This is a genomic window from Candidatus Methylopumilus planktonicus (assembly GCF_006364715.1).
GTDB classification, from domain to species: Bacteria; Pseudomonadota; Gammaproteobacteria; order Burkholderiales; family Methylophilaceae; genus Methylopumilus; species Methylopumilus planktonicus_A.
This window is the reverse complement of the sequence record NZ_CP040984.1, coordinates 1,070,114-1,091,212: the sequence shown is the minus strand read 5'-3', so window position 1 is coordinate 1,091,212 and position 21,099 is coordinate 1,070,114. Positions and strand designations below refer to the sequence as shown.

The window sequence follows — 21,099 nt, the reverse complement described above, 5'->3', positions numbered from 1 at the left end:
AATAGATGCGTATTATCAATGATTTAGGACCAAAAATCAATCAATTTTACGTCTTAACCCCTTCGCATACTGTCAAAGAAGTCATTATTATTTTTAGTGGCTTTAATCTTGTCTAGCAAGAATTCCATCGCTTCCAAGTCATCCATAGGGTGTAGAAGTTTTCTAAGTACCCATATTTTTTGTAAATTATCTTTAGGGATAAGAAGCTCTTCCTTACGGGTGCCTGATTTATTCACATTAATTGCTGGATAGAGTCTTTTTTCAGCCATTTTACGATCTAGGTGAATTTCCATATTACCGGTACCTTTAAATTCTTCGTAAATCACGTCATCCATGCGTGAGCCTGTATCAATCAGTGCTGTTGCAAGGATCGTGAGCGAGCCACCTTCTTCAATATTACGGGCTGCACCAAAGAAACGCTTTGGTTTTTGAAGGGCATTGGCATCGACGCCGCCGGTAAGAACTTTACCGGATGAAGGTATTACCGTGTTGTAAGCTCTTGCCAACCTTGTAATGGAATCCAAGAGAATTACTACATCTTTTTTATGTTCGACAAGGCGCTTCGCTTTTTCAAGAACCATTTCAGCCACTTGAACGTGACGTGTAGCAGGCTCGTCGAATGTTGATGCAACAACTTCACCTTTTACAGACCTCGTCATTTCAGTTACTTCTTCTGGTCTCTCATCAATTAGAAGCACAATTAAAGATACGTCAGGATGATTTGATGTAATGGCATGCGCAATATTTTGCATCATGACAGTCTTACCGCTTTTAGGACTCGCTACAATCAAGCCGCGCTGACCTCTCCCAATCGGAGCAATCATATCAATGACACGACTTGTAATATTTTCTTCGCCGCTAATATCTCTTTCAAGTGTGAGAGGTATCGTTGGGAATAAGGGCGTTAAGTTCTCAAAAAGAATTTTATTTTTTGTGTTTTCTGGCGCTTCATTGTTAACTTCATCTACTTTTACAAGCGCAAAGTAACGCTCCCCATCTTTAGGCGTTCTAATTTCACCTTGAATAGTATCGCCAGTATGAAGATTGAAACGACGAATTTGTGAAGGTGACACATAAATATCATCAGGCCCTGCAAGGTAGGAAGTATCAGGTGATCTTAAGAATCCAAACCCATCTTGCAATACTTCTAAGGTGCCATCCCCATAAATACTATCCCCTTTTTTTGCTTTGTTTTTTAAGATTGCGAAGATTAAATCTTGCTTCCTCATACGGCTAGCATTTTCGATTTCGTCCGTGATTGCCATTTCTACTAGTTGCGCAATGGGGAGGTGTTTTAATTCAGATAAATGCATATTTGGGGTTTTCCGATTAGTGTTGCGTTGAGGGGCTTTAGGGGGAGGGGTTAAGTTTAGATGTTGCTATCGATAAATGTTGTTAATTGGGACTTTGATAAGGCGCCGACTTTAGTTGCTTCGACATTGCCATTTTTAAAAATCATTAAGGTAGGAATGCCTCTGATGCCAAACTTAGCTGGTGTTTGTGCATTTTCATCAATATTAAGTTTTGCAATCTTTAATTTGCCATCGTAGTCTTTGCATATTTCATCAAGAATAGGTGCAATCATTTTGCAAGGGCCACACCACTCTGCCCAGTAGTCAACAAGAACAGGAACAGTGGATTGAAGCACTTCAGTTTCGAATGTTGCGTCTGATAAATGGATAATATTTTTACTCATGATGACCTTTAAATGGATTAGTTCTGTAATTAAGCTAGCTAGCGTTACGGGCAGTTTATTTTGGAATTTAGAACTAACTTGAATATTTTGAAAAAACTATGAAAAACATTATAACAACATCTTTAATTAAATCAAATGGCGTGTAAGGCCTTGCTTAAGATAGTCTCGAGCTGTTTAATAGTCTTTTATTTTCAACAACTTAACAAATAAATACTTAACTTAGTTTTTAATATATTCAAAAACCTTCACTACTTTTATGACTCTATTTGTATTTTGTGCAATTTCCTCAGCTTCTTTGGCCTCTTTTTCGTTCAAAATGCCCAGAAGATAGACCACCTTATTTTCAGTTACGACTTTGACATAAAAAGGCGAAACCTTATTTTCTTTGAAAAAACGCGCCTTCACATTGGAGGTAATTAAAGTATCTTCAGCTCTTTCTGATAAAGAATTCACAGGTCCAATCGTAAGATCATTCATCACGGATTTGACGTTAGCTAACGCTTTAATCTGATCGGTAATAGTTGATTTAATTTCCTCGCTCGGTACTTGACCTAATACAAGCACATGCCCGTTATAACTTGTGACATTCGTATGAATGTCACCTTTGAGTTTTTGAATGCCAGCAAAAGCTTTTAATTGAATATTAGAGTCTTCAAGAATGACACCTGGTGTCCTTCGATCAGCCATAGTATCAATACCTATAGCGCCTCCGCCAATAATGGCAGCAGGGCATCCTAAGAGTTGCAATAAGAAAAATGAAATAAAAAATAATTTGAGATGTTTAAGCATGTTTTCCTCTAAAGTTTTATTAACTTAGCATTGATATATGACAAAATGATTATATCTCTTTTAAAGAGGTATTGAGTAAGCAACTTATAGAGAGTTTTTAAGTGTTTTAAAAATAATTGGGCCGTTGATGATGAGTGGAATATTGTATCTAGTGGCAACTCCTATAGGCAATTTAAATGATATTACTTTTAGAGCGCTTGAAACTTTCAAATCAGTTGATCTTATTGCTTCAGAAGATACAAGACATACTCAAGGTCTTTTGTCTCATTTCTCCATTGAAAAAAAACAGTTTGCAGTGCATCAGCATAACGAAAAAGCTTCTGCACAAAAAATCATTGAATATTTAAAAGACGGCAAACATATTGCGTTGGTATCAGATGCAGGCACCCCTAATATTAGCGATCCTGGAGGTCTTATTGTCAAAGAGGTAGCAGCTGCTGGTTTTGAAGTCGTGCCTATTCCAGGGGTTTCGGCTCTCACAGCAGCCTATTCAGTTTCAGGGATGGAACATACAAGCTTTCATTTTTACGGATTTTTGCCGACGACGAGCAGTCAAAGAATCAAAGTGTTTGAAAATCTTCAAACGCAATCATGCCCTATAATTTTTTACGAAGCTCCGCACCGCATCATTAAAACTTTGAATGATATGGCTGATTTTTTTGGGGACAAACATCATATTGTAGTGGCGCGAGAACTCACCAAAACTTTCGAAAGCATTTATCGAGGCGAAGTTTCAAAGGTGAGAGAGATTATTGAAAGTAATAGTAATTTTCAAAAAGGTGAATTTGTGATTTTAGTATCCCCTATGCATCATGAAAAAAATGAATTACTGAGCGAAGATCAGCATAGAATATTAAAAATATTACTCAAACATATGCCAACTAATGCAGCTGTGAAATTAGGTGTAGAAATATTAAGCATCAACAAAAATTATTTATACGATGAAGCTTTGAAAATAAAAAAAGATGACTAAAACTTTAACGATTACTATCCCTGATGATTTTCATGTGCACTTAAGAGACGACGCACTTATGGCATCTGTTGTGCCTTATACCGCAAAGCAGTTTGCAAGAGCGCTTGTAATGCCCAATTTAAAAATACCAATTACAACTGTAGATCAAGCGATTCAATATGAGTCCAGGATTAAAAAAGCTTTAAAAGGTGATAGCCACTTCCAGCCGCTGATGACTTTATATCTCACAGATAAAACTTCACTTGAAGAAATTAAAAAGATTCCTGAATATAAACATATTGCAGGTATTAAATATTACCCAGCAGGTGCCACTACTAATTCAGATTCGGGCGTCAAAAACATTGATGATCGGTACGATGTGTTTGAGCTCATGGAAAAATTAGACATACCACTTTTACTTCATGGCGAAGTCGTCGACCCAGCAATTGATATTTTTGATCGTGAAAAAGTATTCATTGATCAACATTTATTAAAGCTACATAAGACATTTCCAAATTTGAGAATTGTGTTGGAGCATATCACTACAAAAGATGCAACTGATTTTATTTTAAGTTGCTCAAAAAAAGTGGCAGCTACAATTACTCCACAACATCTTTTATTAAACAGAAATCATATGTTTATAGGTGGCATCAATCCTCACCATTATTGTCTTCCTGTTTTAAAAAGAGAGATACATCGACAAGCTCTCTTAAATGCAGTGTCATCGGGCAATACGAAATTCTTTTTAGGTACCGACAGTGCGCCTCACTTAAAATCAACAAAAGAAAATGCTTGTGGTTGTGCAGGTATTTTTTCTGCAGCAAGCGCTATTGAACTCTATGCTGCGGTCTTTGATGAGCTCGATGCACTGGATAAACTAGAAGGTTTTGCGAGTTTCTATGGCGCAGATTTCTATGGGCTAGAAAGAAATAAATCATCAATCAAACTTGTTAAAGAGGATTGGATTGTTCCTGAAAAAATTACTGTAGGTGATGAAGCTATTGTTCCGCTATATGCTGGAAGAAAAATTGCTTGGCGTTTAATGTATTAGAAAAGTTTGATTAGGTATTGAATTCTTCTTCAGTTAAATCCATCAAAAAGTGACATTTGATAGGTGTGTTAAAATCTATGCGAAGCTGACTAGACAGTCGCTGCTTGTTAACTCAAGGAGAGGAAAGTCCGGGCTCCACAGAGCGGAGTGACGGCTAACGGCCGTACGTTGTGAAACGAGGAATAGGGCCACAGAGACGAGCGTATTTAGTTACGGTGAAACGCGGTAACCTCCACTCGGAGCAAAGTCAAATAGGGTAGTAATAGCACGGCTCGTGTTGCTACCGGGTAGACTGCTTGAGTGCATGAGTAATCATGTGCCTAGATGAATGACTGTCCACGACAGAACCCGGCTTATCGGTTGGCTTCAACTTTTTCTTAAAAATCTTCTAGTTTTATCCGTCCAAACCCTTGTCATATATGAAAAAACCTTCAAAAAAGAGCTTGCAGAGCTCTTTTTTATTATCTATAGTGTCATTAGTGGAAAAAAGTGGTTTTTTGTGGGAAATTTCTAAGTAGAACTAAGGGTATTTAGTAATTTCCCACTTTTTTGAATTAAATAACTAGGTCGGGAATTATGTTTAGAGGCGCTAATCTCTTGAATATTGATGCTAAAGGCAGAATGGCAATGCCGACAAAGCATAGAGAGGATTTGCTCACCCAATCTTCAGGTGATTTAGTCATTACAGCACACCCCCATGGATGTTTACTCATTTACCCCCAAATGGCTTGGGAGCCTATTCAGTCCAAGATCATGGCGCTTTCAAGTTTTGATAAAAAATCGAGTGCATTACAAAGATTACTCGTGGGTTACGCAGAAGATATATCTCTAGATACAGCAGGCCGATTACTCCTATCTCAAGTATTAAGAGAATTTGCAAAGGTAGACAAGCAAGCCATGTTAGTGGGGCAGGGAAGTCATTTTGAACTTTGGGATAAAGAAGCTTGGGATCAACAGATGCAGCAAGCCACAAAACAAGAAGCTTCAGCTATGCCAATTGAACTAGAAGGATTCTCTCTTTAACGATGCAATTTAATTTAATACCTCATGAATCAAGCACAACCTAATTTTAATCATGAGCACATTACTGTCCTGTTAAGCGAAGCAGTTGAATATTTAGTTTTAAAAAAAGATGGCATCTATGTGGATTGCACCTTTGGGCGGGGTGGGCATAGTAAGTTAATTTTAGAAAAATTAAACCAAGAAGGCAGATTAATTGCAATTGATCGAGATAAATCTGCGTATGAAGAAGGTTTGAAAATTAAAGATATGAGATTTGAAATTGTGCGTGCCCATTTTTCTGAAATTGATGAAGTGTTAGAGGCAAAAGGGATTTCCAAAGTAGATGGTGTGCTGCTTGATTTGGGTATTTCATCACCACAAATTGACGAGGGTGATCGTGGTTTTAGTTTTAGATTTGATGCATACCTCGACATGCGTATGGATCAATCAAAGGGCGTGACAGCGGCTGAACTTTTACAAAAAATAGAACAAAAAGAATTAGAAAAGATTTTAAAGGAATACGGCGAAGAAAAATTTGCACAAAGAATTTCTACTGCGATTATTAAAGAGAGAGATGAAGTAGGTTCGATTGAAACGACAAAACAACTTGCAAAAATTGTCGCAGACCATATGCCCAAAAAAGAAATTGGACAAGACCCTTCAACAAGAACATTTCAAGCATTAAGAATCTATATAAATCGAGAGCTGGAAGAGTTGAAAGAAGTGTTGCCTAAAATTTTAAAGTTATTAAAAACAGACGGCATCTTGGTAGCGATTAGTTTCCACTCGCTCGAAGACAGAATTGTGAAGCAATTTATTAACGATGAGAAAAATAGAGATACTTTACCCTCTAATTTTCCTATTAGAAGTGATGAGTTACCAAAACCCCGATTGAATATTGTGACAAAACCTATAAGACCTAGCGAGGCTGAAGTCAAACGTAATCCAAGAGCAAGAAGCGGAATTATGAGAGTTGCTGAAAGGACTGCGTATTAAATGACAAAAGTAAATTTTATTTTATTCTTTGTAATCCTACTTATGGCGCTTGCAAAAATAAACTCACAGCATCAATCAAGAAAGCTTTATTTTGAACTTGATCAACAAAAAGAGATTAGCCAAAAGCTAAATTCTGAGTATAGCCAATTGCAGCTTGAGCAAAGCACTTGGGCAATGCACGGAAGAATCGAAGAAGTTGCAAAAAAATTGTTAAAGATGAAAACTCCCGAACCTAAAAAAATTATTTTATTGGAGCGGCCTTGAGTTTATTTATTAACAACAAAGTCGAGAAAACATTTTTTGAGCTCTCGGGTATTCGAAGAAGATTAATTTTACTTCTATTTTTAGCTGGATTCGTAACCCTTATTTTAAGAGCATTCTATTTACAAAGTTTAGATAAAAAATTTTTACAATCGAAAGGAAATGCTACAAGTACTCGAGTAGTTTCTCTTTACGCAGATAGGGGAAAAATTACCGATAGGAATGGAGATATCTTAGCGATCAGCAGTCCTGTAGAGTCAGTTTGGGTAAATCCACCAAATGTCAAAATAACAAAAGATCAAAAATTAGAACTAGAAGATATTCTTAAGTTAAGTGCAAATGATGTTGATCAAAAATTACTAAACAATAAAAAAGAATTTATATATCTCAAAAGACAAATCTCGCCTGAAGATGCAAGAAGATTGCAAGCGCTGAAAATACCGGGAGTATTTTTTCAGAAAGAGTTTAAGAGATTTTATCCAGCCGCTGATATCACAGCTAATTTAGTTGGGTTTACTAATCTTGATAATATAGGGCAAGAAGGTATTGAGCTTTCTCAAAATAAATTTCTTTCCGGTAAGCTTGGCAGTAAAAAAGTTATAAAAGATCGTGCTGGCAAGATTGTTGATGATCTCCAAGAAGTGAGACTACCTCAAGACGGGCATGACATCAAGCTTTCAATTGATGCAAGAATTCAATATTTAACTTATAGGGAATTAGCTAAATCAATTGATATTCATAAAGCTAAAGCAGGGTCAGCTATTGTGCTCGATGCAAAAACGGGAGAGGTGCTAGCTATGGCAAATCTCCCTTCTTATAACCCCAACAATTTTAGGGATGGCGGCGGCCCTACAAGAAATCGAGCAGTGACAGATGTATTTGAGCCTGGATCTACGATCAAGCCATTTACGGTATCTTCAGCATTAGATACTGGAATCCTAAATCCAAGTTCATTGGTAGAAATTTCATCAGGATTGATGAAAATTGGATCAGCCACCATTCATGATGCACATGCTGATGGAAGCAAACCTTTTATGACAGTCTCAGAAGTGATTGCAAAATCTTCAAATGTGGGTGCAGCAAGAATTGGACTGATGCAAACACCCAAGAATTTATGGTCTACCTTAAATAAAGTAGGGTTTGGAATGCAAACAGGGGCTGGATTTCCGGGAGAAGCATCTGGAAGACTTCGAGATTATAAAAACTGGGGGAAAGTAGATCAGGCAACCATATCTTTCGGACATGGGATTAATTTAACTCTTCTTCAATTGGCTCAATCTTATACAGTTTTCGCTAATGACGGAGAAATGAAGCCTGTTACATTATTCAAAAAAGATGACATTCCAATGGGTACTAAAGTATTTTCAAAGCAAACAGCAAGATTAATGGTAGAAATGATGGAGCAAGTTGTTGAGGAGGGTACGGGAGGCAATGCGAAAATTATAGGATATAGAGTTGCAGGCAAAACAGGTACCGCTGAGAAAATTGGAGCAAATGGAGTTTATGAAAAAAATAAAAATATCGGTTCATTTGTAGGTCTTGCCCCAGTTTCAAATCCAAGAATTATTATGGCAGTGATGATAGATGAACCAAGTCTTGGGAGTCATTACGGTGGAGCGGTTGCAGCACCAGTTTTTAGCAGCGTGATGGCTGACGTCATGAAGATATTAAAAATTCCTCAAGACATAAAAACTAAAAATAAAGTTATGCCGCTAGATAACAAAGACTCTAAAGAAACGATATGAAGAGTGTGTTAAAAAAAATTGGACATCACCTCTCTGATATATCAAACGATAGTAGACATATAAAAAAGGATTCTTTATTTTTAGCCTATCCCGGTATAAATGATGACGGAAGAGCTTATATTGAAGCGGCTATTAAAAAAGGAGCCAAAGCAATTCTTTATGAAAAGAAAAATTTTGTTTGGAAAAAAACATGGAGTACAAACCATTATGCTGTAGCAGAATTAAAAAATAAAGAAGGTGAAATTGCTCACTCTTTTTTTAAAGAGCCTTCGAAGCAAATGCTCACTATAGGTATTACTGGAACTAATGGAAAAACATCATGTGCACACTGGGCAGCCGAAATACAAAATCTCTTAGGTAAAAAATCAGGAGTAATAGGCACTCTAGGATTTGGGTACAAAAAATTGAAACCTCATTCGTATACAACCCCTGATGCGATATCAAATCATCGTATTTTAAGACAATTTAAAAATAAAAAAATAGAATCAGTTGTAATGGAAGTTTCATCTCATGCATTATCTCAGGGAAGAGTGAATGGAATTCTTTTTGATGTTGCAGTTTTTACAAATTTATCTAGAGATCATCTAGATTACCATCTTAACTTGCAGAATTATTTCAATGAAAAAAAGAAGTTATTTCAATTTCCATCGTTAAAAGTTGCAGTTATTAATATTGATGATCCTTATGGAAAAAAACTTATTACTTTTCTTGCAAAGAATGAAACTAAAGTTTTAAGTTATGGAATAAAAAATGGCGATATTAGAGCAACCCATATTGAATATTCAAATTCGCACACATATTTCCAAATTACATATAAAAAAGAAACATACAAAGTTAAAGCGCCAGTAGTAGGTGAGTTTAACGTATATAACTTACTAGCAGTAATTGCTTCATTGATAGCATCTGGCTATTCAATACAAAAAATAGTAAAACAAATAAGTTTTATATCCCAGGTTCCAGGGAGAATGGAGAGACTGGGATCTAAAAATACTCCCAAGATCTTTATTGATTATGCTCATACACCAGACGCTTTAAAAAAAGCGCTTCAAACGCTTAAAAAACAAACTGATGGGAATCTCATCTGTGTATTTGGGTGCGGAGGAGACAGAGACAATGGAAAAAGAAAAGATATGGCAGAAGTAGCTTCTAATATAGCTGACATTAATTTTATTACGTCAGACAATCCAAGGAATGAAAGCCCTGGAAAAATTGTTAAAGAAATTAGCAGGTATATGGAAGGCCATTATCGTATTGAACTTGATCGACATAAGGCAATACAAAAAGCAATTAAAAGTGCCAAAAAAAATGATGTCATTCTTATCGCTGGAAAAGGACATGAAACCTATCAGGAAATTAAAGGCGTTAAATATCCATTTAGCGATCAAATATTTGCAAGAAAAGCACTCAAAGCTTATAAGGCGATCTGAATGCAAATTACTTTAAATAAGATTAAAAAAATTGTTTCTGGTAAATACTATGGTGATACTTCTTTACTTCACAAAACCATTAAAAACATTTCAATTAATAGTAAAGATATTCAAAAGAATGATTTATTTTTAGGTATCAAGGGTGAAAAATTTGACGGAGATAATTTTGCAATAAGTGCTATTAAAAAAGGTGCATTGGTCGCAGTAGTCTCTAGAGACATTAAAAATTTAGAAAATAAAATAATCGTTAAAAATGGGAGAGAGGCTTTAGGTAAGATAGCTCAGTATTGGAAAGCTCAATCTAGGCTGCCTCTTATTGCTATTACCGGCAGCAATGGTAAAACAACAACAAAGGAAATGATTGGCAGTATTCTTTCTTGCCATGTTAACAGCAAATTAAAAGTCCTGATGAGCCATGGAAATTTCAATAATGATATAGGACTTCCACTTTCCTTATTAAATATCAAAAAAACTCAAAAATTTGCTGTAGTTGAGATGGGTATGAATCATAAGGGTGAAATTAAATATTTAAGTGAGATTGCAAAACCAGATGTCGCAGTGATTACAAATATAGGAGAGGCTCATATTGAATTTTTTGGCTCAAAAGAAGGTATTGCAAAAGCGAAATCAGAAATATTTTCAGGGCTAAAGAGTAATGGTATTGCGGTTATTAATAGAGAGGATGAATTTTATAGTCTATTAAAGAATGCTGCACTCCGTAAAAAAGTTATCACATTTGGATTAACTGCAAAATCTGATGTGTATGTAAAGAAGACGGTTCACGGCATTTCTCAAATTAAAACGCCAAAAGGAATCCTAGAAATTAAAGTCAAATTAAAGGGCGAGCATAATTTAAAAAATGCATTAGCAGCTATTGCCGCTTCTATCGCGCTAAAAATACCATTAAAAGCTATTAAACGTGGTATTGAATCTATTAAGTCAGTGCATGGAAGACTAGAACTCAAAAAAGGACTTCATAACTGTATCTTGATTGATGATACCTACAATGCAAATCCTGCTTCGATGCGCGCTGCAATTGATGTTCTTGCAAACCAGGATTGTGAAAAAATATTAATTATTGGCGATATGGGCGAGCTAGGCAAAAAAGAGGTTGAGTACCATAAATCAATAGGGGCTTATATTAAAAAAAACAAAATACAAGACGTAGTTGGAACGGGAAAATTAACCAAGCATGTGATAGATAATTGTAAAGGTAATGCAAAATGGTTTGAAGATAAAAAAACACTTATTAGGTACGTCAAAACTAAGATAAAAAAGAATTCCTGTGTGCTTATTAAAGGCTCTCGATTTATGAAAATGGAAGAGGTTGTAGAGGCACTTAGCTAAAATTTTTAAGAAAGATAAAAATTATGTTGCTCGAATTATTTAAGTTTTTAGCAAAAGAGATCCATGGGTTTAATGTATTTAATTACATTACATTAAGAGCCGTGATGGCGACTATCACATCATTAGTTATCTCTTTCGCTTTTGGCCCGTGGTTAATTAAGAAACTTAATCAGTTCAATATAGGACAGGCTGTAAGATCAGATGGCCCTAAAGATCATTTAATTAAAACAGGCACACCCACAATGGGCGGTGGCTTAATATTGGTATCGATTATTGTGTCGACCTTGTTGTGGGCGGATATAAGTAATAACTATATTTGGCTATTGTTGATTGTCACGCTTGGTTTTGGCCTTATTGGATTTATGGATGATTTAAAAAAAGTGATTTATAAAGATCCGAATGGTATGAGTGCGGGGCAAAAATATTTATTGCAATCAATCATAGGTCTTGGGGCATCTATATATCTGTGGTCCAACGCTGTAACTCCTGAACAGACTTCGCTTATTCTTCCATTCTTTAAGGATGTAAGTTTTACGATGAGTGGACCTACTTTTATACTTTTAAGTTATATCGTCATTGTAGGGAGTAGTAATGCAGTCAATCTTACAGATGGGCTAGATGGCCTTGCCATTATGCCAGCTGTATTGGTTGCAAGTGCATTGGGTGTTTTTGCTTATGTCGCAGGTAATTATGTCATAGCTAAATATTTAGGCATTCCTTATATCAGTGGTGCTGGTGAGTTAGCTATATTTTGTACTGCAATGGCTGGTGCTGGCTTGGGGTTTTTATGGTTCAACACTTATCCTGCAGAAGTATTCATGGGCGATCTAGGCGCACTTGCTCTGGGCGCTGCTATTGGAACTGTCGCAGTAATTGTGAGACAAGAGATCGTTTTATTTATTATGGGTGGTATTTTTGTGATCGAGACTTTTTCTGTTGCCATCCAAGTCATGTATTTTAAATACACAAAATTTAAATATGGAATTGGTAAGCGAATTTTCCTTATGGCACCTCTTCACCATCATTATGAGAAAAAAGGGTGGAAAGAAACCCAGGTCGTTGTTAGATTTTGGATCATAACAATGATGCTTGTATTAATAGGGATCTCATCACTGAAGATTAGATGAGCATCAATTTTAATAAAAAGAAAATTCTGGTAGTTGGTCTTGGAGACACAGGCCAATCAGTTTTACATTTTTTAGCGAACAAAGAATGTGATATTCAAGCCATTGATACAAGAATAGCTATTGATAATTTTGATGAAATAAAAGAAAAATTTAAAGATGTTAAATTTTCTATTGGAGAAAAATTTAACGATGGCATCATTAATGATATTGAATTAATTATTATTAGCCCAGGTGTGTCATTGAGAGAAAGCTATTTACAAACGGCTCTAAATCGGGGCATACCTGTAATTGGTGATATTGAAATCTTTGCGCTAGCCAAACCCGCGAGTTCAAAAGTGATTGGTATTACAGGATCAAACGGTAAAACGACAGTTACATCTCTTGTGGGAGATTTATTGAAAGCAGCTGGTATATCAGTTATTGTCGGCGGGAATATTGGGATCCCCATATTAAATACCTTAAATCAAAAAGCGCCAGAGGCATATGTTCTTGAACTTTCTAGTTATCAACTAGAAACGACGTATTCATTAGCGCTTGAAGCAGCAGCAGTCTTAAATATTTCGGAAGATCATATGGATCGATACGGATCAATCGAAGAGTATGCCAAAGCAAAATATAGAATATTTAATCATGCTAAAAATACGATCTTAAATAGAGATGATGATTATCTTAAATCTAAAATTAATGAAAGCTCGGTGACATTTGGAAATCATTTGGACGAGAAAAATTATGGTATTAAAAAAAATGGGAATCAATATTTCATCGCAAAAGGCAATGCTGAAATTATTTCCCTAGATGAAATTAAACTAAGGGGCGCACATAATATTCTAAATATAATGGCTGCTTTGGCGCTTTGTGAGCCATTTATGATTTCAAAAGATGTGATTAAAAAAGTACTAAGTCAATTTAAAGCACCGCCTCATCGAGTTGAATTTATTAACTCTATATCAGGGATTGATTTTTATAACGATTCAAAAGGCACCAACGTTGGAGCTACAATTGCCGCAATTCAAAGCATGACTAAACCAATCCTACTTATTGCCGGAGGAGATGGAAAAAGTCAGAATTTTCAACCATTAATTGGCCCGTCTAAAGGTAAGGTGAAAAATATTACATTGATTGGTAAAGATGCAAAAATAATGCATGAGGTATTTAGCGGCGGTGCCATTCCGACAACTATTGAAAAAAATCTTGAATCAGCAATTATCAAATCGTTTGAGTTAGCTGAAGTAGGAGATGTGGTTCTCCTTTCCCCAGCATGTGCAAGTACAGATATGTTTAAAAATTATGTACATCGCGGAGAAGTTTTTAAAGATTGTGTGAGTAAGTTAAAAAGTAAATCATGATTGATAAATTTTCTAATAAATCGACAATAGATAAACCTTCTTTTGATCAAGGCCTGTTTTGGGTTTCACTAATATTAATTGCGATTGGCCTTATCATGGTTTATTCATCCTCTATTTCTTTTGCTGAATCTAGTAAATTAACTAAACATCAAAATTACTTTTTCTTAGTAAGGCAATCAATTTATATTTCACTGGGATTTATTGTCGGATTTATTATTTTCCAAATCCCAATTCGCTGGTGGCAAAAGATGTCTCCTTATTTATTTATGGCAGGTATGGTCTCACTGATCCTTGTTCTCATTCCTGGTATTGGCCATGTTGTAAATGGAAGTAGGCGTTGGATTTCATTATTTGTATTGAATATACAGCCCTCGGAATTTATGAAATTATTTACAGCAATGTATGCCTCAGATTATGTTTTAAGAAAATCAAAAGAAATTGGTAGTTTTCTAAAAGGTTTTCTTCCAATGGCATCAGTGATTATGTTGTTAGGTGCATTGCTATTACTTGAACCAGATTTTGGCGCATTTGCAGTAATCTTAGTCATTGCAATGTGTACATTAATTTTAGGTGGTATAGACAAAAAAATACTGATGGGGCTTACTCTTGTTGCACCTATTGGTATGGCAGCATTAATTTACAGCTCTGATTATAGATACCAAAGGTTGATAGGTTTTTTTAATCCATGGGCCGACCCTTATGGAAAAGGTTATCAATTATCACACGCACTTATAGCCTTTGGACGAGGTGAATTTTTTGGAGTAGGGCTAGGTGGCAGTGTCGAAAAATTACTTTACTTACCAGAAGCTCACACTGATTTTATTTTGGCTGTATTAGCTGAAGAGTTTGGTTTCTTTGGCGTACTTATAGTTATTGGATTGTTTTCATGGTTGGTAATCAGGGCTTTTGGAATTGCTAAAGAAGCTATTATTAATGAAAGTTATTACTCAGCCCTATTATCTCAAGGCATTGGCATTTGGTTTGGTACGCAAGGTATTATCAATATGGGTGTGAATATGGGACTTCTTCCTACAAAAGGTTTAACCCTGCCACTTCTTTCTTACGGCGGTAGCGGTATTTTGGCTAATATGATTGCGCTTGCGATATTACTACGAATTGATTGGGAAAATCGAAGAGGGCTAAGGGGAATTTAGTTTAATGAGACCCAATAAAAAAATATTGATTGTTGCAGGAGGAACTGGAGGGCACATCTATCCGGGTATTGCAATTGCTGATTATTTAAAAGCTAAAGGTTGGTTGATCACTTGGCTTGGCACAAAACATGGCATGGAAAATAGGTTAATAGAAAAAAAGCCTTATCAAAAAGCAATGATTGATATTTCAGGTGTCAGAGGCAAAAGTATTTTAAGTTGGTTAAAACTGCCATTTACACTTTTAATTGCTTTAATACAATGCGCAATAACAATTAAAAATGAAAAGCCAGATGTAGTAATTGCTATGGGGGGTTATGTTTCATTTCCTGCCGGGGTTATGGCAAGGCTCATGGGTAAGAAACTGATTGTGCATGAACAAAACTCTATCCCAGGACTTACTAATAAATTATTGGCGATGATTGCTTCAGAAACATATTCTGCATTTCCAATTAAGTTTATACGTTCCTCTAAAAAAATTGGGAATCCAGTGAGAAATGCTATTAGACAAATTCAGCCACCAATTAAAAGATTTAAAAATAGAAAGGGACCGTTAAGATTGCTTGTAGTCGGGGGCAGTCTGGGCGCTAAATTTTTTAATGATACGATTCCTTTAAGTATCAAAAAAATGCATCCTAAAAATAGACCAACGATTATTCATCAGTCAGGCGAGAAACATTTTCAAGAATTGAAAGCAGCATACAAGAAGAGTGATATCAAAGCAGACTGCAGAGCTTATTTAGACAATATTGAAAAAGTTTATGAATGGGCAGATTTTGTTATAGCCAGATCCGGGGCTCTTACAGTATCTGAATTTTCGGCAGCTGGTATTCCTAGCTTATTAGTGCCTTTTCCTTTTGCAGTTGATAACCATCAGTTTTATAACGCAAAATACTTAAGTGACAAGAAGGCTGCGCGACTTATAATTCAGGAGGAATTTACAGCAGACTTATTAAGTGGATTACTTCAAGAAATGACAAGAAAAAAATGTTTGATTATGGCAAAAGCAGCACTCGAAAATGTGGCGACAAAGCCTGAGGAAGTCATTTTTCAAGCATGCGAGCGATTAATTAAAAAATGAAACACAATATAAATAGAATTCATTTTATAGGAATAGGTGGCTCTGGTATGAGCGGTATTGCAGAAGTGATGCATAACCTAGGCTACTTTATTTCCGGTTCAGATATTCAAGAGTCGCTTGTGACTTCTCGCCTAAAAGATCTTGGCATTAAAATTTTTATTAACCATTCATCTGACAATATTCGAGATGTTGATGTTGTTGTGATTTCTTCTGCAATCAATCAAGATAATCCAGAACTAAAAGCAGCTATTAAAAATAAAATACCAATTATGCCTAGGGCAGAAATGCTTTCAGAATTAATGCGTTTTAAAAAAGGTATTGCAGTAGCAGGTACCCACGGCAAAACAACAACTACAAGTTTAATCGCTTCTATTTTGGCTGAAGCTTCAATGGATCCAACATATGTAATCGGCGGAAGACTTTCTTCTTTAAATGCGAATGCAAAATTAGGAAATGGTGAATATATTGTAGTTGAGGCTGATGAGTCAGATGCATCTTTCTTGCATCTAACCCCCGTATATTCAATTGTGACAAATATTGATCAAGATCATATGGAAACTTATGATAATGATTTTGATAAACTCAAAAAAACTTACATTGAATTTATTCATCGACTACCATTTTATGGCGTGGTGATTCTATGCATTGATGACCCTGTTATTAAATCAATTATCTCTAAGATTTCTAGACCTATTATCACATATGGCTTATCAGAAAATGCTGACGTTCACGCAGAGGAAGTTAATGCAGATGCAGGTAAAATGCATTTTAAAGTTTCCATTAAACATTCTGATGTAGTTAAAAAAGATATTACCTTAAACCTTCCAGGTAAGCACTATGTAAGAAATGCATTAGCAGCAATAGCGCTTGCTGACGAACTTGAGATTCCCATTTCAAAAACAATCGACGCTCTAATGAATTTTAAAGGGGTGGGTCGTAGATTTGAAACATATAAAGATCTAATTTTTAATGATAAAACTTTTATCTTAGTCGACGACTATGGCCATCATCCTGTAGAAATCGAAGCAGTTCTTGATGCGGCAGCAGATGCTTATCCAAATAGATCTATTTATCTGGTATTTCAGCCTCACCGCTATACAAGGTCGCGAGACTATTTTAATGAGTTTGTAAGGGTGCTTCATAAGGCAGATGAAGTCCTTCTTACCGATATTTATTCGGCGGGAGAAGAAATGATTCCAGGGGTAAGTTCATCAGCAATGATGGATAGTATTAATAAGATCACAAACAAAGTTTCATTCGAGAAGGATATTGCTAAGCTAGCTAAAATAGCACTTCAAAATATCAATCAAAATTCAATTTTAATTGTCATGGGCGCAGGATCGGTGGGAAGGGTGACTAAGGACATTTTAAATATTGTGAATTCATGAAGAACGCATTAATTTTAAAAAATGAATCATTAAATAAATACAACAGTTGGCGTGTAGGTGGGACAGCTGATGCTTTATTTTCACCTAAAAATTTAGAAGACTTAAAATCTTTTTTAAAGCATGAGTCATATTTAAAGCCTCTTACTTTTATTGGATTGGGATCTAATATTTTAGTGAGAGATGGCGGAATTCGCGGCACTGTGATTGTTATGCATGCTGCTTTAAATGAAATTCAAATGACTGATCAAGGCGTATATTCAGAAGCGGGTAATACATGTGCAAAAATTGCCAAAAATCTAGCTAAAGAACATTATGTAGAAGGAGAATTTTTTGCAGGTATTCCAGGTACGGTTGGAGGCGCTTTGGCAATGAATGCAGGTTGTTATGGTTCTGAAACATGGAATTTTGTTACCAAGGTCAATATGATCGATGAAGGTGGCAATATAGTTACGAGATTAAAAGATGAATTTAAAATTTCTTATCGCGAAGTAATAAAGCCTAATTTAAAAGAATGGTTTGTAGGTGCGTGGTTTAATTTTAAGAAAGATATGGCAGCTGATCCAGAGAGTAAGATAAAAGAATATCTTAACCATAGAAAAAATACGCAGCCTCTTAATTGGCCAACGGCAGGCTCAACATTTAGAAATCCAAAAGATACATTTGCAGCAAAACTCATTGAAGATTGCGGTTTAAAAGGTTTTAGAGTTGGCAATGCTGAGGTTTCAGACAAACATGCCAATTTTATTATTAATTTAGGTGATGCCTCTGCAAAAGACATTGAAAATATTATTGACTATGTTGAATCCGAAGTATTTAAAAGAAAAGGTATTAAGCTCGAAAGAGAAGTCAAAATTTTAGGGGATTTTCTAAGTTGATGGATGATTTTGGAAAAGTTGCAGTGCTTATGGGTGGCGACTCCAATGAGAGGGCTGTTTCACTTCTAAGTGGTGATGCTGTATTTCATGCCCTAAACCGATTAGGCATTAATGCCGAAGCTTTTGATCCCTCTTTTAGAAATATTGAAGACATTAAAAGTTATGACAGGGTTTTTATTGCCTTGCACGGTAGGGGCGGTGAAGATGGATCCATGCAAGCCTTTTTAAAGTCTAAAAATGTGGCATACACCGGAAGCGATTCTTTAAGTTCTGCCATTGCAATGGATAAACTTAAAACAAAATTGTTATGGCGCGCATTAAATATTGCAACGCCAGATTTTCTTCAAGTCACTGAGAAAACGTCATATGCAGATATCATAAATTTAATTGGATCGCCATTTTTTATTAAACCATCTAACGAAGGGTCAAGTATTGGTATTGATAAAATCAAAAACGAACAACAATATAAAGAAGCTTTTTTAAAAACGTCAAAGATTGATCCAAATGTGATTGTTGAAAAATTTGTGGATGGTGAGGAATTTACAGTAGGTATTGTGAACGGCAAGTTCTTGCCAGTCATTAAAATAAAGCCAACTAACGAGTTTTATGATTATGAAGCTAAATATCTTAAAGATGATACGCAATATATTTGTCCTTCAGGGATAGAAAAAAATAAAGAAGCATTAATAGCTCAAGAAGCTTTGGAGGCTTTTAACTCGATCGGATGTTCTAGCTGGGGCCGTGTTGATTTTATGATGGATAAAAAAAACGATCACTATTTTATAGAAGTGAATACGTCACCGGGTATGACAAGTCATAGTTTAGTCCCCATGGCTGCGAAAGAGATGGGTACCGATTTCGACCAATTAGTTTTAGAGATATTAAAAACTGCAAATGTTAAATAACTATTTAAAAGTTTATTGGTTAGGTAATTTAGTTTTTTTACTTAATATTATTTTATTACTTTTTTTATTGAGTTATCAATTTATGCATTTTGCTAAATTTCCTATTAGAGAAATTAAGGTAGTGGGTCAATATCAGCATCTTGATGCAGATCAAGTGAGCATGATTTCCGATCGATTTGTTAAAGGCAATTTTTTTTCGTTAGATTTATATAGCACCAAGGAGGCTTTTACAAAGCTGCCTTGGATAAGAAAAGTGAGTTTAAAAAGAGTCTGGCCGGATCGATTGGAAGTATTTGTCGAGGAGCATCAAGTCATAGGAAGGTGGGGCGCTATTGCTTTGGTGAATGAGAATGGTGAAATTTTTCATGGAGCATCTGATGAAGATCTCCCATTATTTTTTGGTCCAGAAGGTACCGAGACTTATATAGCACTGGAGTATAAAAAAATGCAAAGTATTTTGGATAAAAAACAATTAAAAATTGCGCAAGTTTCCCTATCTTCTAGGTACACTTGGGACATTAGAACCACTAACAATATGAAAATTATCTTAAGTAAAGATAACATCGAAGAAAGTCTGTCTCGCTTTATGGCTCAGTACGACAATATTTTGGCCTCAGTTAAACGAATTGGCTCCGCCGACTTAAGATATCCAAATGGTTTTGCTATTAAGAAATCTACTGAACCAAACCAAAAAATTGATAGTGGTGAGAGGCCGCTTATATGATTAAACAAAAAGAAGAAAAAAATCTCATCGTAGGGCTTGATATTGGAACGTCCAAAATTGTGGCTATTGTTGCTGAATTACAACCAGATGGTTTATTGAATGTGATCGGATTAGGTCAACATAGCTCAAAAGGTTTAAAAAAAGGTGTAGTCATTAATATTGACTCCACTATGGAGGCAATTCAAAGAGCAATTGAAGAAGCTGAATTGATGGCGAATTGTAAGATTACCGATGTTTATACTGGCATTGCAGGTAGCCATATTAAAAGTATCAATTCTCACGGAATGGTCAAAATCAAAGATGCCGAAGTCTCTCAATTAGACGTTGATAAAGTAATTGAAACTGCTTGTGCCATTACACTCCCAAATGATCAGCAAGTTCTACATATTTTGACGCAAGAATATGTGATTGATGGGCAAGAAGATGTTAGGCAACCGCTTGGCATGAGCGGTATGAAATTAGAGGTTAAGGTTCATATTGTTACTGGCGCTATTGCCGCTGCGCAAAATATTGTGAAATGTATCAAGCGTTGCGGACTTGAAGTGTCTGAATTAGTGCTGCAACCTTTAGCTTCAAGCATGGCAGTCCTCACGGATGATGAAAAAGAATTGGGTGTCTGTTTGGTGGATATTGGTGGTGGGACAACTGATATTGCTGTACTAAGACATGGCTCTATTCGACATACGGCTGTAATCCCGATTGCTGGTGATCAGATCAATAATGATATCGCGGTGGCATTTAGAACGCCTTTACCATCAGCAGAAGAGATAAAAATTAAACATGGATATGCTGCAAGAAGTTTAGCTTCAGCTTCAGAGCAAATTGAAATTCTTGTGGTAGATGGGAAAGAGTCTAAAACTATCTCAACACTCTCATTAGCAGAGGTCATTGAAGCTCGGTTAGTTGAGCTTTACGAACTTGTAGCGCACGAGTTGAAACGAAGTGGTATGGAAGATATGATAGCTTCTGGAATTGTAATTACAGGCGGATCATCACTGATGAAAGGCATGGTCAATCTTGGAGAAAGTGTATTCAGGATGCCAGTCAGAATTGGAACACCAAGAAATGTAGGTGGTTTGTCTGAAGTCGTAGACAATCCTAGGTATTCAACGGGCATTGGATTGTTGCTGATGGGCAAAGGACAGCTAGAGAAAGAAATGATGAATCAAATTGACGGTAATTCAATAAATCAAATCTTTATGAAAATGAAGAATTGGTTTCAAGGTAACTTTTAAA

At 35.8% G+C, this 21,099-nt stretch carries 20 protein-coding genes and 1 other RNA gene; 18 read left to right on the top strand and 3 right to left on the bottom strand.

Annotated elements, in window-relative coordinates:
- Positions 1-53: 53 nt before the first annotated feature.
- The 3 genes from rho to FIT63_RS05690 all read right to left on the bottom strand — a co-directional run bounded on the left by rho (position 54) and on the right by FIT63_RS05690 (position 2,485).
- Positions 54-1,313 (bottom strand): transcription termination factor Rho, encoded by a 1,260-nt coding sequence (gene rho / locus FIT63_RS05700; protein ID WP_140005677.1) that lies wholly within the window; start codon positions 1,311-1,313, stop codon positions 54-56.
- Positions 1,314-1,369: 56 nt separating this feature from the next.
- Positions 1,370-1,696: a thioredoxin TrxA gene (gene trxA / locus FIT63_RS05695; RefSeq protein ID WP_139868364.1), complete on the bottom strand. Its 327-nt coding sequence runs from the start codon at positions 1,694-1,696 to the stop codon at positions 1,370-1,372.
- Between the two features lie 219 nt (positions 1,697-1,915).
- Positions 1,916-2,485: a BON domain-containing protein gene (locus FIT63_RS05690; protein ID WP_140006946.1), complete on the bottom strand. Its 570-nt coding sequence runs from the start codon at positions 2,483-2,485 to the stop codon at positions 1,916-1,918.
- 151 nt (positions 2,486-2,636) lie between these two features.
- Between FIT63_RS05690 and rsmI the strand changes: the two genes are divergently transcribed.
- From rsmI to ftsA, 18 genes are all read left to right on the top strand, one after another.
- Complete coding sequence (rsmI, locus tag FIT63_RS05685) at positions 2,637-3,458, top strand: 16S rRNA (cytidine(1402)-2'-O)-methyltransferase (protein WP_262982091.1); 822 nt, start codon at positions 2,637-2,639, stop codon at positions 3,456-3,458.
- A complete protein-coding gene (pyrC, locus tag FIT63_RS05680; protein WP_140006944.1) occupies positions 3,451-4,488 on the top strand; it encodes a dihydroorotase in 1,038 nt (345 codons plus the stop codon). The genes rsmI and pyrC overlap by 8 nt, the downstream gene beginning before the upstream one ends.
- Positions 4,489-4,569: 81 nt before the next feature.
- An RNA gene (gene rnpB / locus FIT63_RS05675) (RNase P RNA component class A) lies at positions 4,570-4,860 on the top strand.
- A 204-nt stretch (positions 4,861-5,064) separates the two neighbouring features.
- Positions 5,065-5,511 (top strand): division/cell wall cluster transcriptional repressor MraZ, encoded by a 447-nt coding sequence (gene mraZ, locus FIT63_RS05670; RefSeq protein WP_140006943.1) that lies wholly within the window; start codon positions 5,065-5,067, stop codon positions 5,509-5,511.
- A 24-nt stretch (positions 5,512-5,535) separates the two neighbouring features.
- A complete protein-coding gene (gene rsmH / locus FIT63_RS05665; RefSeq protein WP_140006942.1) occupies positions 5,536-6,486 on the top strand; it encodes a 16S rRNA (cytosine(1402)-N(4))-methyltransferase RsmH in 951 nt (316 codons plus the stop codon).
- A complete protein-coding gene (ftsL, locus tag FIT63_RS05660; protein WP_046488777.1) occupies positions 6,487-6,750 on the top strand; it encodes a cell division protein FtsL in 264 nt (87 codons plus the stop codon).
- Entirely contained in the window at positions 6,747-8,492 is a 1,746-nt protein-coding gene (locus tag FIT63_RS05655) for a peptidoglycan D,D-transpeptidase FtsI family protein (RefSeq protein ID WP_223259892.1), read from the top strand. The genes ftsL and FIT63_RS05655 overlap by 4 nt, the downstream gene beginning before the upstream one ends.
- Positions 8,489-9,919 (top strand): UDP-N-acetylmuramoyl-L-alanyl-D-glutamate--2,6-diaminopimelate ligase, encoded by a 1,431-nt coding sequence (locus FIT63_RS05650; protein ID WP_140006941.1) that lies wholly within the window; start codon positions 8,489-8,491, stop codon positions 9,917-9,919. Before FIT63_RS05655 ends, FIT63_RS05650 begins: the two co-directional genes overlap by 4 nt.
- Positions 9,920-11,266, top strand: coding sequence for a UDP-N-acetylmuramoyl-tripeptide--D-alanyl-D-alanine ligase (locus tag FIT63_RS05645; protein WP_140006940.1), 1,347 nt, complete (start codon positions 9,920-9,922; stop codon positions 11,264-11,266).
- Between the two features lie 23 nt (positions 11,267-11,289).
- Complete coding sequence (mraY, locus tag FIT63_RS05640) at positions 11,290-12,393, top strand: phospho-N-acetylmuramoyl-pentapeptide-transferase (protein ID WP_140006939.1); 1,104 nt, start codon at positions 11,290-11,292, stop codon at positions 12,391-12,393.
- Complete coding sequence (gene murD / locus FIT63_RS05635) at positions 12,390-13,739, top strand: UDP-N-acetylmuramoyl-L-alanine--D-glutamate ligase (RefSeq protein ID WP_140006938.1); 1,350 nt, start codon at positions 12,390-12,392, stop codon at positions 13,737-13,739. The genes mraY and murD overlap by 4 nt, the downstream gene beginning before the upstream one ends.
- Complete coding sequence (gene ftsW, locus FIT63_RS05630; RefSeq protein WP_140006937.1) at positions 13,736-14,893, top strand: putative lipid II flippase FtsW; 1,158 nt, start codon at positions 13,736-13,738, stop codon at positions 14,891-14,893. Before murD ends, ftsW begins: the two co-directional genes overlap by 4 nt.
- Before the next feature lie 4 nt (positions 14,894-14,897).
- Positions 14,898-15,971 carry an undecaprenyldiphospho-muramoylpentapeptide beta-N-acetylglucosaminyltransferase gene (gene murG / locus FIT63_RS05625; RefSeq protein WP_140006936.1) on the top strand — a complete coding sequence of 358 codons (1,074 nt, stop codon included), beginning with the start codon at positions 14,898-14,900 and terminating at the stop codon, positions 15,969-15,971.
- Positions 15,968-17,359, top strand: a complete 1,392-nt coding sequence (murC, locus tag FIT63_RS05620; protein WP_140006935.1) for a UDP-N-acetylmuramate--L-alanine ligase — start codon at positions 15,968-15,970, stop codon at positions 17,357-17,359. The genes murG and murC overlap by 4 nt, the downstream gene beginning before the upstream one ends.
- Positions 17,356-18,234: a UDP-N-acetylmuramate dehydrogenase gene (murB, locus tag FIT63_RS05615; RefSeq protein WP_140006934.1), complete on the top strand. Its 879-nt coding sequence runs from the start codon at positions 17,356-17,358 to the stop codon at positions 18,232-18,234. Before murC ends, murB begins: the two co-directional genes overlap by 4 nt.
- Positions 18,234-19,139: a D-alanine--D-alanine ligase gene (locus FIT63_RS05610; protein ID WP_140006933.1), complete on the top strand. Its 906-nt coding sequence runs from the start codon at positions 18,234-18,236 to the stop codon at positions 19,137-19,139. The genes murB and FIT63_RS05610 overlap by 1 nt, the downstream gene beginning before the upstream one ends.
- Positions 19,129-19,863, top strand: a complete 735-nt coding sequence (locus tag FIT63_RS05605) for a cell division protein FtsQ/DivIB (RefSeq protein ID WP_140006932.1) — start codon at positions 19,129-19,131, stop codon at positions 19,861-19,863. Before FIT63_RS05610 ends, FIT63_RS05605 begins: the two co-directional genes overlap by 11 nt.
- The gene (ftsA, locus tag FIT63_RS05600; protein ID WP_140006931.1) at positions 19,860-21,098 is read left to right on the top strand and encodes a cell division protein FtsA; all 1,239 of its coding nucleotides are present in this window, start codon (positions 19,860-19,862) and stop codon (positions 21,096-21,098) included. Before FIT63_RS05605 ends, ftsA begins: the two co-directional genes overlap by 4 nt.
- Position 21,099 lies beyond the last annotated feature (1 nt).